The sequence below is a fragment of the Herbaspirillum sp. RTI4 genome, assembly GCF_034313965.1.
GTDB lineage: Bacteria > Pseudomonadota > Gammaproteobacteria > Burkholderiales > Burkholderiaceae_D > Herbaspirillum.
Window position 1 is genome coordinate 3875899 of sequence record NZ_JAVIWQ010000002.1, and the last position, 14861, is coordinate 3890759.

General features: G+C 54.3%; 13 protein-coding genes, 1 tRNA gene and 2 pseudogenes. 13 read left to right on the forward strand and 3 right to left on the reverse strand.

From position 1 onward, the window contains the following. The first annotated feature begins 23 nt into the window (after positions 1-23). Entirely contained in the window at positions 24-917 is an 894-nt protein-coding gene (locus RGU70_RS17285) for an AEC family transporter (RefSeq protein ID WP_322210605.1), read from the forward strand. A gap of 11 nt (positions 918-928) precedes the next feature. Here RGU70_RS17285 and queG read toward each other — a convergent pair whose 3' ends face one another. Continuing rightward, positions 929-2020, reverse strand: coding sequence for a tRNA epoxyqueuosine(34) reductase QueG (gene queG, locus RGU70_RS17290; RefSeq protein ID WP_322210606.1), 1092 nt, complete (start codon positions 2018-2020; stop codon positions 929-931). Between the two features lie 63 nt (positions 2021-2083). Here queG and tsaE point away from each other — a divergent pair, with 63 nt between their 5' ends. After that, positions 2084-2569, forward strand: coding sequence for a tRNA (adenosine(37)-N6)-threonylcarbamoyltransferase complex ATPase subunit type 1 TsaE (gene tsaE / locus RGU70_RS17295; RefSeq protein ID WP_416186573.1), 486 nt, complete (start codon positions 2084-2086; stop codon positions 2567-2569). Then, positions 2533-3867, forward strand: a complete 1335-nt coding sequence (locus RGU70_RS17300) for an N-acetylmuramoyl-L-alanine amidase (RefSeq protein WP_322210608.1) — start codon at positions 2533-2535, stop codon at positions 3865-3867. The genes tsaE and RGU70_RS17300 overlap by 37 nt, the downstream gene beginning before the upstream one ends. Before the next feature lie 63 nt (positions 3868-3930). Here the strand turns inward: RGU70_RS17300 and RGU70_RS17305 are convergent, their stop codons facing one another. Then, entirely contained in the window at positions 3931-4578 is a 648-nt protein-coding gene (locus tag RGU70_RS17305) for a VTT domain-containing protein (RefSeq protein ID WP_322210609.1), read from the reverse strand. Positions 4579-4687: 109 nt separating this feature from the next. Between RGU70_RS17305 and mutL the strand changes: the two genes are divergently transcribed. From mutL to RGU70_RS17350, 9 genes and pseudogenes are all read left to right on the forward strand, one after another. After that, on the forward strand, positions 4688-6535 hold the full coding sequence (gene mutL, locus RGU70_RS17310; RefSeq protein WP_322210610.1) for a DNA mismatch repair endonuclease MutL: 1848 nt from the start codon (positions 4688-4690) through the stop codon (positions 6533-6535). A 35-nt stretch (positions 6536-6570) separates the two neighbouring features. Next, entirely contained in the window at positions 6571-7506 is a 936-nt protein-coding gene (gene miaA / locus RGU70_RS17315) for a tRNA (adenosine(37)-N6)-dimethylallyltransferase MiaA (protein ID WP_322210848.1), read from the forward strand. A gap of 367 nt (positions 7507-7873) precedes the next feature. After that, positions 7874-8044 (forward strand): hypothetical protein, encoded by a 171-nt coding sequence (locus RGU70_RS17320; protein WP_322210611.1) that lies wholly within the window; start codon positions 7874-7876, stop codon positions 8042-8044. A gap of 41 nt (positions 8045-8085) precedes the next feature. Beyond that, positions 8086-8162, forward strand: a tRNA-Met gene (locus RGU70_RS17325). Between the two features lie 166 nt (positions 8163-8328). Next, positions 8329-8922 (forward strand): annotated as a pseudogene (locus RGU70_RS17705) (tyrosine-type recombinase/integrase); the annotation flags it as partial. Then, positions 8914-9573: a tyrosine-type recombinase/integrase gene (locus tag RGU70_RS17335; RefSeq protein WP_416186574.1), complete on the forward strand. Its 660-nt coding sequence runs from the start codon at positions 8914-8916 to the stop codon at positions 9571-9573. The pseudogene RGU70_RS17705 and the gene RGU70_RS17335, both read left to right, overlap by 9 nt. 42 nt (positions 9574-9615) lie before the next feature. Further along, positions 9616-10164 (forward strand): hypothetical protein, encoded by a 549-nt coding sequence (locus tag RGU70_RS17340; RefSeq protein ID WP_322210614.1) that lies wholly within the window; start codon positions 9616-9618, stop codon positions 10162-10164. Positions 10165-10264: 100 nt separating this feature from the next. Then, positions 10265-10525, forward strand: a complete 261-nt coding sequence (locus tag RGU70_RS17345; RefSeq protein WP_322210615.1) for a helix-turn-helix transcriptional regulator — start codon at positions 10265-10267, stop codon at positions 10523-10525. 1 nt (position 10526) lies between these two features. Then, positions 10527-12602, forward strand: coding sequence for a DUF927 domain-containing protein (locus RGU70_RS17350; protein WP_322210616.1), 2076 nt, complete (start codon positions 10527-10529; stop codon positions 12600-12602). Between the two features lie 435 nt (positions 12603-13037). Here the strand turns inward: RGU70_RS17350 and RGU70_RS17355 are convergent. Continuing rightward, positions 13038-13238, reverse strand: a pseudogene (locus RGU70_RS17355) (M48 family metallopeptidase); the annotation flags it as partial. A gap of 118 nt (positions 13239-13356) precedes the next feature. Here RGU70_RS17355 and RGU70_RS17360 point away from each other — a divergent pair. After that, positions 13357-14432, forward strand: a protein-coding gene (locus RGU70_RS17360; RefSeq protein WP_322210617.1) for an IS3 family transposase whose coding sequence is annotated in 2 segments (ribosomal slippage) — positions 13357-13615 and positions 13615-14432 — 1077 coding nt in all. Because the reading frame shifts where the segments join, the coding sequence is not laid out codon by codon here. The last annotated feature ends 429 nt before the right edge of the window (positions 14433-14861 follow it).

The window sequence follows — 14861 nt, forward strand, 5'->3', positions numbered from 1 at the left end:
CCCTGTTCATACCGCCGTTACCCATGTCTATCGCCACCCTGCTGATGCCCGATTTTTTAATGATCCTGCTCGGCTTCATCATCTATCGCATGACCAACTGGGGCGATACCTTCTGGACCGGCGTCGAGAAAATGGTGTATTACCTGCTGTTTCCCGCTCTGCTGTTCTATTCCACTGCACGTCTGAAACTACACTTCGAGACCACTGGCCGGTTACTGGAAGTGGGCATGCTGGCTTTGTTGACGGGCATTGTGCTGACCTGGATCGGTAAATTATTGATCAAGACGGAAGCGATGACCTACGCCTCGGGAATGCAAACCGCGTATCGCTTCAACTCCTATATCGCGCTGGCAATCGCCTCGCGTCTGGCGGGAGAGGATGGCATCGGCCTGATGGCTTTGCTGCTCGGTTTCGGCGTGCCATTGTGCAATATCGCGGCGGTGCATGCGCTGGCGTCCGGCAGCGGCAAGGGCAATGTACTGAGGGAATTATCGAAAAATCCCTTACTGATCGCGACCAGTTGCGGTTTGTTGTTCAGCGTATCCGGGCTCGTGTTGCCGGAAATTGTCGGCGCGGTACTTTTAAGATTGGGCAATGCCTCACTGGCACTGGGTCTGTTGATGGTAGGTGCTGGCTTGCGCCTGTCGGCCGTGCGCGAAAACAAAGTCATGACCGCTTATTTCACCGCCATCAAGCTGCTGGCAGTACCGGCGGCGGCGCTGCTGATCGGCCGCCAGGTCGGCTTGCCTGACCTGCAATTAAAAATCGTGGTGCTGTTTTGCGCCATGCCCACCGCCTCCAGCTGCTTCATTCTGGCGACTCGCATGGGAGGCAATGGCCCGGCCACTGCGTTTCTGGTGTCGTTCGGCACGCTCTTGTCGGCGCTGACGCTGCCGTTCTGGCTCAGCGTGATGTAAGGAGGCAGCGATTAAGCCAGTACGCCATGTTGCATCAATGCCCAGGCGACATGCTCGCGCACCAGTTCGGAAGGATGGCTGCTACGGTTTTTAAGCGCTGCAAGCATGGCGGCATCGCCGCACAAAATTCCTGCTGCCGCATTGCCCAGCCCTACTGCCAGATTGCGCAGCCAGCGCTCATGACCGATACGGCGTATCGCGCTGCCTTCGGTGTTGCGTAAAAATTGTTCCTCGCTCCACCCCATCAGATCGACCAGCATCGCGCTGTCTAGCCCATGCCGCACATCGAAATCATCGAGACCGGATGCTTGCGCAAATTTGTTCCAGGGACAGGCCGTCTGGCAGTCGTCGCAACCATACACGCGGTTGCCGATCAGCGGCCGTAACTCCAGCGGAATGCTGCCCTTCAATTCAATCGTTAAATAGGAAATGCAACGCCGCGCATCCAGTTCGTAAGGGGCCACGATCGCCTGCGTCGGGCAGACATCTATACAGGACCGGCATTGGCCGCAATGCGCGGTGGTCGGGATGTCGGACGGCAGCGCCAGATCGGTAAATAACTCGCCAAGAAAAAACATCGATCCGGCTTCGCGGTGGAGCAGCAAAGTATGTTTGCCGCGCCAGCCCAGACCGGCTTTTTCCGCCAGCGCCACTTCCATGACCGGTGCCGAATCGGTGAAGACGCGATAACCGAAGGGGCCGGTTTCATTGCCGATGCGGGTGGCAAGCTGCTGCAAGCGCGCCCGTAATACCTTGTGATAATCGCGGCCGCGAGCGTACAAGGAGATGACAGCCGCGCCCGGCTCGGCCAGTCGCGCTTCTTCCTGCTCCCGCCAATCGGGGGACGTAGTACTTGGCAGATACGGCATCCGCACGGAAATAATGCGCACGGTGCCCGGCACCAGTTCAGCCGGACGCGCGCGCTTGAGGCCGTGGCTTGCCATATAATCCATTTCGCCGTGATAGCCTTTGGCCAGCCAGTCGAGGAAGCCCGCTTCGCGGTGCGCCAGATCGACATCGGTAATACGCACCTCGTCAAAGCCGAGTTCGCGACCCCAGGCCTTGATCGTCAGCGCCAGCGCGGCCAGATCGGCGGGGGTCATCGGGCGCCCGGAGGCAAAAAGGGAAAAGACAAAACCATGGAATCGACACCTGAAAAAATGAACATGCAAGCGCGTTTATATCACTTGCACGATGAAGCCGGCACCACAGCCCTCGGCGCGGCGCTGGCAAGGGTACTCATCCCCGGCCTGTGTCTGCATCTGAACGGCACGCTCGGTGCCGGAAAAACTGCTCTGACCCGCGCCATTTTGCACGCTGCGGGACATACCGGACGGGTCAAAAGTCCGACCTACAATCTGGTGGAAATTTACCCCCTGCAACTAGAGGGAGAAACGATCAGCCTGTTCCATTTCGACCTCTACCGAATGCAGAACCCGGAAGAATTCATGGAGGCCGGATTCCGCGAACACTTCGACGGCCACAACATCTGCATCGTCGAGTGGCCCGAGAAAGGCGAACCGCTTTTGCCTGCTGCTGACCTTAATCTCGCCCTTACCCTCGCTGGCGACGGTCGTGAGGTAAAATTGGCCGCGTTATCCGTCCAAGGTCATCAATGTCTCGCCCGACTGAAATTCGCGCCAAATCTGTAAAGTCCGCCAACCGCCGCCTGGTCATCAAAGCCGGCGGTACGCTGCTGCTCTCGATATTGACCGCCTCACCCGCGCGTGCCTCGCAAATTCTGGCGGTGCGCGTCTGGCCTGCGGATGAGTACACCCGGGTCACACTGGAAAACGACAGCGACCTGAAAGTGACCCACTTCCTGGTGGCCAATCCCAACCGGCTGGTGGTCGATATTGAAGGGGCCGATCTCAACACGACGCTCAAGGATCTGGTTGCCAAGATCCAGCCCAACGACCCCTACATCCGGCAAGTGCGCGTCGGCCAGAACCGGCCCGGCGTGGTACGTCTGGTGTTCGATCTGAAAGACGAAGTCAAACCGCAAGTATTCACGCTGGCACCGGTCGGCAATTACCAATACCGCTTCGTCATCGACTTATACCCGACCGCCCCCGCCGATCCGATTGCCGCGCTGATTCAAAAGGGCGACTGGTTCAAGGAACTGCCGGGCAATGGCGAACCGCTGCCGATCGTGCCGCAAGCGCCGCTGGCCGAGGCCAAAAAAGTCCCGGATGTGATCGCTCCCAAAGCCTTACCGGAAGAGAAACCGCTGCAACTGGCACGCATGATCACCATCACGCTCGATCCCGGTCACGGCGGCGAAGACCCCGGCGCAACCGGCAGCCGCGGCAATCACGAAAAAGACGTGGTGCTATCGATTGCTCAACGTCTCAAAAAGCGCATCGAAGCGCAACCCAACATGCGCGTGATGCTCACCCGCGACGCCGATTATTTCGTACCACTGGGTATGCGTGTGCAAAAAGCCCGCAAGGTGCAGGCCGATCTGTTCGTTTCCATCCATGCAGATGCCTTCGTTCAACCGACCGCACGCGGTTCTTCCGTGTTTGCGCTCTCCGAAAAAGGTGCCAGCTCATCGGCGGCACGCTGGTTGGCGAACAAGGAAAATTCAGCCGACATGATAGGCGGGGTCAACTTCAAAACCCGTGATAAGCAACTGGCCAGCGTCCTGCTCGACCTCTCCACCACGGCCCAGATCAGCGACAGCCTGCGACTCGGGCAAGCGGTACTGAGCGAAATCGGCGGCATCAACCGTCTGCACAAGGGAGCGGTAGAACAGGCTGGCTTTGCTGTGCTGAAAGCACCGGACATCCCCAGCATCCTGATCGAAACTGCCTTCATCTCCAATCCCGAAGAAGAAGCCAAGCTGACCGACGAAGGTTACCAAAACCAATTGGCCGATGCGATCATGAACGGCATCAAGAAATATTTCGCCAAGAATCCACCACTGGCGAAAAACCGGCTGACCTGATTGAGGTGCCGCAGCTTAAGAAGCTGCTCGGCGGCGCATCTAAAAAATCTCTAAGGGATATCCCTACCGCCGACGCAGCAAAGGCCTCAGCAATTTCCAGAGCAGCGCCAGCACGATGGGAATCAGCGCCAGCGCCAGACCGATCAGAATGATCGTGTTCAGACACCGTTGCACCAGCGGCATGTTGCCAAAGAAATAACCGGCTGCCACTAATCCGCCCGCCCACAGCACCGCCCCGACAATATTGAAGAACTGAAAACGCGCAAACGTCATCCGTGCGACTCCCGCCACAAAGGGGGCGAAGGTGCGCACCAGCGGAATGAAGCGCGCCATCACAATCGTTTTGCCGCCGTGCTTTTCATAGAAACTGTGCGATTTGCGCAAGGCATCCTGATTCAGCCAACGGTAATGGTGGCTGAAAACGCGGTCGCCGATCAGCCCCCCTATCCAGTAATTAAGGGTATTGCCGGTAACGGCCGCCAGTATCAGCAGCCCCGAAAGCAGCCAGACGTTGAGCGCGCCGCTGGCACAAAAGGCACCGGCGAGGAACAACAGCGAGTCGCCCGGCAAAAAGGGCAAGACCACCAATCCGGTTTCGCAAAAAATGACCAGGAACAAAATCAGGTAGATCATCGGCCCGTATTGCTGAATCACCAGGCCCAGAGATTTATCGAGATGCAAAATAATATCGAACAGCTGCGGCAGATCCATTCCACTCCCTTGTGTGCATCCTGGCAGACATCATACCAGTCGATACCACCACAGGTGCAAGGAAACGACACGCCTGCGCCCTGCTTCTCCCCGGCGTTATAATCGCAGCATGACCGCCCCCCTGCACCCCCTCCGTCCCATCCTCGCACTTCCCGATCAACTGATTTCCCAGATTGCCGCCGGCGAAGTGGTCGAACGCCCCTCTGCCGTCGTCAAGGAGTTGCTGGAAAACGCACTCGACGCAGGTTCCACCCAGATTTCCATCCGACTGGAGCAGGGCGGCGTCAAGCGCATCGCCATTAGCGACAACGGACGCGGCATCGCCGCCGAACAAATGCCGCTGGCACTGGCGCGGCATGCCACCTCCAAGATTTCCTCGCTGACCGAACTGGAAAACGTCGCCACACTCGGTTTTCGCGGCGAAGCACTGGCCTCCATCGCCGCCGTCGCCCAGTTGCAACTAACTTCACGCACCGCCGACGGCGCGCACGCCTGGCAAATCGAAGGATCAAGCGCCGGCAGCGTTGTGCCCGCTTCCGGCGCGCCGGGCACCACCATCGACGTGCAAGACCTGTATTTCAATACGCCGGCGCGACGCAAGTTCCTCAAATCGGAACAGACTGAATACGGCCATTGCGCCGAAGTCGTGCGTCGCATCGCTCTGTCGCGGCCGGACGTGCTGTTCTCGCTCTCGCATAACGGCAAGACTCTCGACCACTGGGCCGCCAGCGACAGCGCCAAACGCAGCGCCGCCATCCTCGGTAACGAATTCGCCGAAGCCCGGCTGCCGCTCGACGAAGCCGCCGGCCCCCTGCACCTGCACGGCTTCATCGGCCTGCCGACCGCCTCACGCGCGCGCGGCGACAGCCAGTATTTCTACGTCAACGGCCGCTTCGTGCGCGACAAACTGCTGCTGCACGCGGTGCGCGCCGCTTATCAGGACGTGCTGCACGGCGAACGATTTCCTTCCTACGTGCTGTCCCTTGATCTCGACCCGGCCTTAGTCGACGTCAACGTCCACCCCTCGAAAATTGAAGTCCGCTTCCGTGATAGTCGCGCCGTACATCAGTTTGTCTTTCATGCGATCAGCCGGGCGCTGGCGCAGACTTCGGCCACGGCCTACGGCGCAACACCCGCGCCACTACCCGCTGCCAGCGGCGCAATGCCGTGGATGCGCGAAGCGCAACAAGGCAGCTTCGGCGCGCAACTGGCGCAACCCTCCGGCGTATCGGCATACGGCCGACCCAACGCATTTGCCGCCAGCGGCGTAGCCCAGTCGCCCGCTGCTTATGGCGCATTTTTCAGCTCTGCTTCGGGCGCAGTCACGCAAGCCAACGCCTACCCTCCGGCCACACCCCTGCCGGAAAGCGATGAATTCCCGCTCGGCTTTGCCATGGCGCAATTGCACGGCATTTACATCCTCGCGCAAAACAGCAAGGGACTGGTGGTGGTCGACATGCACGCCGCCCACGAACGCATCCTGTATGAGGAATTGAAAAGCGCGCTGGACGACGATGCCATGTACGTGCAGCCACTGCTGATTCCGGTCACTTTTTACGCCGACGCCGTTGAAGTCGCCACCGCCGAAGAGCATCAGGACACCCTCAGCGCACTCGGCTTCGATATCGCCGCCATGTCGCCCACCACGCTGGCCGTGCGCGCCATCCCCGCGCTGCTCAAGACCGCCGATGCGCAATCGTTGGCGCGCGACGTGTTGCGCGAAATCCGCGAATTCGGCGGCTCGCGAGTTCTGGTGGAGCGGCGCAACGAACTGCTCGGTACGCTGGCCTGCCACACCGCCGTGCGCGCCAATCGCACTCTTTCGATACCGGAAATGAACGCCCTGCTGCGCAGCATGGAAGGCACCGACCGCGTCGATCAGTGCAACCACGGCCGTCCCACCTGGACCCAGCTCGCGTTGAGCGACCTCGACAAACTCTTCCTGCGCGGCCAGTGACCGCGCCCTCGTCCCGGCCGCTGGCCGTTGCCCTCATGGGGCCTACCGCCTCCGGCAAAACCGCCGCCGCACTGGAAATCGCCCGTCATATCCCCTGCGAAATTATTTCCGTCGATTCCGCGCTGGTGTACCGCGGGATGGATATCGGCACCGCCAAACCCAGTGCTGCCGAATTAGCCAGCGTCCCGCACCACCTGATCGACATCCTCGACCCAGCGCAGTCGTATTCCGCAATGCAGTTCCGGCAAGACGCGCTGCAACTGGTCTCAGACATTCAGGCGCGTGGCAAACTACCGCTGCTGGTGGGCGGCACCATGCTGTATTTCAAAACCCTGCGCGATGGGCTCGATATCCTGCCGTCGGCCGACCCCGCCATCCGCGCCCGGCTCGACCACGACGCTGCGGAGCTGGGTGTACCGGCACTGCACGCTCGGTTGGCGCTGTTAGACCCCGTCACCGCCGCCAGACTGCCTCCCAACGATAGCCAGCGCATCCAGCGTGCGCTGGAAATCATCGAACTGAGCGGACAACCGATGTCGGCGCTGCTGACGCAATCCGACTCAGACCTCGCGCCCTACAGCCTGCTGTCGTTTGAGCTACTGCCGATTGCATTGGAACCGTCCGAGCGCAGCGTCCTGCACGCCCGCATCGCCACCCGCTTCGACCTCATGCTGCAAGACGGCGCACTGATCGCCGAAGTGCAGGCGCTGCGCGCCCGTGGCGACCTGCACCCCGGCCTGCCCGCGCTACGCTGCGTGGGCTACCGGCAAACCTGGGATTATCTGGACGGCAACGGCAACCTGCACGACTTGCGCGAAAAAGGCCTCGCTGCCACGCGTCAGCTGGCAAAACGGCAACTGACCTGGCTGCGCGCCATGCCTGAGCGTCTGGTTGTCGATTGCAATGCGGCGGATGCCAGCGCGCAAGTGCTGGCTCTGGTGCAGGCAGCGTGGCAGGCCCGGGAGCGCTGATCTCAGACCGGCGTGCCGCCGGATCCTTCGATACGGGGCCGTGCCCCTACTCAGGACGAACGGTAAATAAAGTATTTTTCAGTCGTACTCTGCTGGGGACGAACGGAAAACGCCATCTGGAAAAATAGAACATCAAACACCCTCCCAGCGTTCGTCCTAGGGTCTGTTGACGTTTCATTTACGAGATGCGTTTTCCCCAGAAAGTGTGATGGCAAGGCGCATAGGGTGGCAGGTGGCGGGCTCACCTGCCACCCTATGCAACACCGCCAACACGCTTTCTGGGGAAAAACCCTCCGGGAACGGCTACAGGCGTCGCCTGCCGCGCGTTTGTCCTCGTCAATAAAACGTCAACAGACCCTAAGTAGGGATGAAATCCCGTATCGAAGGATACGGCAGCATAAATCCCCACGCATCACCGCACCCAAAAACCGCATCCAAAGACATTTCCCTTGCTAAAAGCCCTAAAAAGACCATCGCTCTGTCTGATTTAAAGGACACGGGACGTAACAAACGCAACAGCAAGGAGGATTTCTATTGACGGCGGCGCAATGCTGGCGGCATAATACTCGGCTTGCTTTTGGTGATATAGCTCAGTTGGTTAGAGCACAGCACTCATAATGCTGGGGTCGGTGGTTCAAGTCCACCTATCACCACCATGAACATGTATAAAGAAGTACAAAGAAGTTCAAAAACCTGCACACAGCCCATAGCTGGTGCAGGTTTTTTTGTTTTATATTGTTTTTTACAGTTCATGGACATCCATATTTTTTGCATCCATACTTATATCCATGGATTAAAGTTATCCAACCTCATGGATGCAAAATGCCAAAATTAGCCAAACCGCTGACTGATATTCAAATCAGGGCAGCGAAATCAAAAGAAAAAACTTGGACACTTGCCGACGGCAACGGGCTATACATTGAGATTAATCCTGCCGGGAAAAAGAGTTGGCGCATGGCCTACAGGTAACCTGGCAACAAGAAGAACAATCGCCTTTCATTTGGCGACTACCCGTTAGTTGGATTGGCAGAAGCCAGGGGGAAATGTTTTGACGCACGCAAGCTCTTGAACAATGGCATCAATCCAGCGCATCAAAAACGAATCGAAAAAGCCAGCTCATCTCTTGCCGCAGCAAATACATTTGAAGCTGTCGCACGAGAATGGCACAACAATAAACTAGAAACTTGGCAAGCTCGAACGGCCAAAAACGTTCTGCACAGATTGGAAGTCGATATCTTCCCCCTCATGGGGAAATATCCTATTACTGAAATCACCACGCTGATCATTCTGGATACATTGCGCCAAATAGAAAAGCGCGGGGCGATTGATATGGCCAAGCGACAAGGTCAAGTCTGCGGTCAGATATTCCGATATGCCATAGCGTGCGGCAAGGCAGCTACTGACCCAGTGCCGAGTCTGAGGGGCGCTCTGAAATCGGCGGCAAGAGGACATCACGCAGCAATTACACCAGACGATCTACCAGAATTTCTGCGTGCCTTTAACAAAATAGAAGGGCGCATGTACATCCCCACCAAAGTCATGTTTCGCCTCATGATGCTTACCTTCGTTCGGACCAGTGAACTAACTACAACAGAGTGGGCAGAAATTGATTTTGAAAATGAAAAATGGCTTATCCCCTGGCAACGCATGAAAATGGGAAAAAAGAAATTCAATCCACGCAAGGTCAATCATCATGTATTTCTACCCGACCAAGGTTGGAAGCTATTACGGGAACTTCACACAATTACAGGCAATAACAAGTACCTGTTTCCGAATTTGCGAGATCCGACGCAACCAGCCACCAACTGGGGCATCCTGGCGGCCTTGAAACGTATGGGCTACGCAAGGAAGATGACCGGGCATGGATTTAGGTCCTTGGCGATGGGGATAATTAAAGAGCGCCTAGGCTACCGCCATGAAGTCGTGGATCGACAGTTATCCCATGCATTAGGTGATGCTTATGGTGAAGCCTATGATCGAGCACTATTTCTTGATGAGAGAAAAATCATGATGCAACAATACGCAGACTATTTGTACAACGTTGAATCAAGCAACCCGAATCCCTAAAAACTTAGCTAGGTAACCAACTAACAGAAGACTTCCTATCCTATGACCGAATTTGTTGATTACCGATGGAACGCCTTGAATGGCCCTACCGAAGATCGCGATCCAAGAATGATAGGTTACTGGAAGGGGCTAAGCAACAATCACATCTCAAAAGAGAAAGGTGAACTTTTCCTAAATAAGGTTTGGATTTCATGTGCGCCAGAAGATGAATTTTCTGGCGAGCGGCACTTTTACGATGAACAAAAAAAAGAAGAAGAGCTCTGGCAGAAAATACAACTTTTCCGAGACACATACAAACATCTGCCTGATTGGTTAGAACTATCCGGAACATTTAAAACCAGCATTCCTCCTGAAATTAAGATTGCATTTTCAAGCAGAAAAAGATCCAAACTTGGGGAGAAAAAAATACGCCGACTTTTTGCTCTCGAACGGGGTAAAAGTTTGGTTCTCATGGCCCGAAATATTTTTGGGAAACCGCTTTATGAATGCGTCTCCATAGCGGTATCTGTTGCTGTTGGCATTGAGATAAGTGGCGATGATTTAAAGAAATCGTTCGCATCCCAAAATACAAAAATTAACCATCAGGGATGATTCACGATTCGAATCATCCCTGACATACATCTGCAAAAAAACAAAAATAGCCCTCATTAGCTCAACCGAGCTCTACATAAGTTTTTAATGGGGGTATCACATGCACTATTTACCAGAAACGGGCTATCTGCGCCTAAGCCAAATTATCGGTAACAAAAAGGCTAATCCCATCACTGTTCCGATCATCCCGATTAGTCGAAGCAGCTGGTTAACAGGGGTCAAAACTGGACGTTTCCCCCAACCAATTAAGCTAGGCTCACGCACCACAGTTTGGAGAGTCGAAGATATTCGCGGCTTAATCGAACAAACAGGATGTCATTCTGTCAGCCAAGTAACTATTCATGCGACGAAAGGAGAATGACATGTCCACGCTCCCCGTCCAAGTCGATGTGCAAATAAATCCTCCAGCAGATCAAAAACTCGGCCTGCAAGCAGAGTCAATGCAAGAAAATATTCAACCCAAACTAAAAGCAACGAATCAATCTCCAAAAAGGAAACATTCTTTATCGACTGAGGCACATGAGGCACATGAGACTAATACAACCTTACGTAAGCTTTTCCGTAGTCTCTCTGATGTTGATTCCGCTGAGACAACCGAGGCAAAGGTGAATGATTATGTCCCCTTTCCTTATCGGCTCACGAATGAAGGGATTTTTCGGGAAAGCAAAGAAGGGGAAAGATCCTTCGGTAAAACGGAGCAAATATGCAGTCCGCTGATTATTCGTCATTTGACGCGAAGCGCAACAGGCAAGGAATATGGGCTTGACCTCGGGGCACTCACCTTGGACGGCAAGATCATTGAAATGGCGATCCCTGCCAAACAGCTCCATGGTGATCCAGCGTTACTCGCCAATTTCTTGGAGGACCATGGGGTACGCGTCATTCCATCGAAAGAAAAAGCGCTTAGCGCCTATCTTGATGCCGCCAGAACGTGCGCTCGCAGGAGGCCTTGGATGACTGCAATGCCCCGTACAGGCTGGAGCGACGGCGACAAGATGACTTATGTTTTACCTGACAAAGTCATCGGCTCCAATAATTGCGTCTATCAGCCAGAACATGCAAACAAAATGAAAGAGAGCTGCAAGAGCTCCGGGACACTCATCGACTGGCAGAACCACATTGTCACATCGATTTACCACAGCGACCTGCTGTTATTTATGGTCTGTGCAAGTTTCACCGGGCCCCTCTTGCGCCCCGCCAACTCAGACAGCTTTGGCTTTAACTTGGCTGGAATGACCAGCAGGGGGAAAACCACCGCATTACAAATAGCAGCCAGTGTATGGGGATGCGGCAGCGACCCAGGAGCAGACTCAAATGCCATGGTTCGCCGTTGGAATAGTACGGCCAATGCTCTCGAGGCGATGGCAGAGGAACATTGTGATCTACCACTATGCTTGGATGAGCTAGGGCAATTTCGTAATGCCAGCGAACTGGATAAGGCGATTTACTCTCTGGCAGGAGGTCGTGGCGCTGAGCGCCTCAAATCGGATAGCAGTCGTCGTACTGTCAGGGAATGGCGCTCTGTGTTCCTATCGACAGGTGAAATCTCGATGGCAGAATTGATGGCACAACATGGGAAACAGCAAAAAGGAGGGCAAGCGCTACGCATCCTTGACATCCCATTTCCTGTCGTCGACCTTTTCGATAAGGATATCGATGCAGGAAAAACCGTGCGTCATCTGAAGGAAGCTTGCGGCAACTATTACGGCACCGCTGGAAGGGCATTTACCGAATGGCTTGTCCAAAAATATGCAACGCATGCGCGAGCCCATAATAATATTCGCTCACGAATGAAAGAAATTTCCGACCTGATGAACTCTGGTGAAGCGCCAGAAATTCTACGCGCGCTAGATAGATTTGCCCTCGTTCAAACGGCGGGTGAATTGGCCATCGAAGCTGGAATTTTGCACTGCACACCCGAACGTATCGCTACCGCTATGCGAGCAGTATGGGAAATGTGGCGTGCCGCGGTACCAGATGTCGACGATGGTAGACGAGCCATCAAGCTGATTGCGCAATATATTTATGCACATCCAGGCCATTTCCCAGATAGCAGTATTTATAAAAATTTACCATTGACCATCTCCGGCTATCTAAAAATAAAAGCGGAGGGTGCGCTCTATTTGTTTAATGACGATGGATTCAAAGCTGCTATCGGCGACATCTCAAAAACCGCCGCACTACACGCCCTAGAAAACAGTGGGCTAATATACAAAAATGAAGCAAATAGAACCAAGAGCAAACACAAGGTTTCCGCAGTCGATACAAGGACCTACTTCTATGCAATACGTGCCTCAATTTTTGATGAAGCGCCATTGTCACGTCCCATAGTCTCAGTAGCAGAGTCAGCGGCGAGGCAACCCCGAACCTCCGCCAATCAAGACAATGCCTCAGCAGCCTCATTGCCTCATGCATTTGAAGATGATGTTGAGTTTTGAGGACGTTTAAAATAAGGCTGGGAGCTTTTAAAGCCGCGGCCTTATTTTTGTCATTTGGGAAATGCAATGGATCAGTCTCATGAGTGGGCGTTGTAGCGCTACCTGTGCCCCCACAAAAAATACACATTGGCCCCGCCGGGCTATCCTGCGTATTTCAGTCTCATTTAAGTATCAACAGGCCGAACCAGTTTGATACCGCGCCAAAGGAATAGTCTCATATGAAAAATTGGCAGCGCTCAAGACAATGAGAGTTTCGCGCAAAGATGATGGAGAAGATTTTTGCCTTTTCCAGTCACAATTGAAGATAGCTTACAAAAATAAAAAATATCACTACTTAATTCAATAAAAATTTCTCAACCTCATAATTTTTAGTTGTAGTAGTCGCGGTCTGATCTTCCCCACGCCGTTAACCGCCATCCCCTCACCTCCAATCATTCACACATCAAGCCCCACCCCCACCTCGCGCAACCACTCTTTGCACTGCACATAATCGGGCACGATCCGTTCCACTGATTTCCAGAACGCCGATGAATGGTCATGGTGTTTCAGATGGCACGGCTCATGCACCACCACGTAATCGACGATGCGGTGCGGGGCCATGATGATTGTCCAGTGGAATTGAATCTCCCCCTTGACGTTGCAACTTCCTCAGCGGGATTTGAATGTTTTGACGCATACATCAGTAGGCTCCACGTGACCTGCTCCCCGAGATTAGTACGGCCATAATGTAGAGTTTGCCCCTAAGGAGGCAAGCATGAAGAATCGATTCACGGAAGAACAGATCATTGGCGTATTAAAAGAAGCGGAAACTGGTGTAAAAGTGGCGGAGCTTTGCCGGAAACACGGTATTAGCGACGCCACCTATTACAACTGGAAAGCGAAATTCGGCGGGATGACGGTATCCGAAGCACAACGACTCAAGGTTCTTGAAGCAGAGAACGCCAAGTTGAAACGCTTGCTGGCAGAATCAATGCTCGACAACGCAGCTCTCAAGGATGTTGTTGGCCGAAAGTGGTAAGCCCACAAGCCAGACGTGACGCCGTTTCCTATGTCATGGAAAACCACGGAATAGGTGTTACGCGTGCTTGTGGGCTGATGGGCATTTCCAGGTCGTTATATCGGTATGAATCGACTCGCCCGAGCGACGAACAGTTGGCAGGACGATTGACTGAACTGGCTGGTCAGAAGAGGCGTTACGGATATCGACGCCTGCATGTGCTGCTGTGCCGGGAAGGTTGGTTGATTAATCCTAAGCGTACGTATCGGGTTTACCACGCAGCCGGTTTGATGGTGCGTCGACGCAAGCGCAAGCGTATCGCTGGCGTTGAACGGCAGCCGAAGGTAGTAGCACTGGGACCGAATCAGAGTTGGTCGATGGACTTTGTATCGGATGGATTTATTGACGGACGTCGCCTGCGCTGTTTGAATATCGTCGATGATTTCACAAAAGAGTGTTTGGCAATAGAAGTGGATACCTCACTGCCTGGTCGCCGTGTCGTGGCTGTTTTAGAGCGTTTGGCAGAAAATCGAGGGTTGCCCAGATCGGTGACTGTAGATAACGGCCCCGAGTTTATTAGCAAGGTACTCGATGAATGGGCTTACCGAAAACAGCTTCAATTGCGATTTATCGAACCGGGCAAGCCGCAGCAGAATGCCTATATTGAAAGTTTCACCGGTAAGTTTCGGGATGAATGTTTGAATGAGCATTGGTTTTTATCAATGCGTCATGCACGGGAAGTCATCGCCGCATGGCGTCAGGAATACAACGAGGAGCGCCCCCACAGCGCACTTGGCTACCTGACACCGAACAGATTTGCAGATAGTTTTTAATCGCAAACTCTATGTCGGTTTCGGACTAAATTGTGGAGCAGGTCACACGCCGATGATGGGTGCGCACTGGCAGTCGAATTCTGAACCGAGTTGTCGAACTGACAGCTAAACACTTTGAGACCGAAGCAGAGTCGGTAGGTCTTTTTATTTGGCCTAGGCGACTGACCGAAAAATCAACAATCACATTTAGAAGCCCCGTCGCAGGGACTGCTCGTCAGGTCGATGAAGTTTCGCTGGCCGAGCTGAAAGCACTCGCCAATCGCTTACGTGAGCAAGGACATGATGAAGAGACTGCGCTTAGCGGAATGAGCCGAGAGTTGGGCTTGTTGCGCGCACGGGCGACCAGTCGAGAGCGCTTAATGGAGGCGTGGCAGACGTAGGAAAAGACTCAGGCTGTTTAGTAAATGGCTCATGAAAGCTTTGCAATTA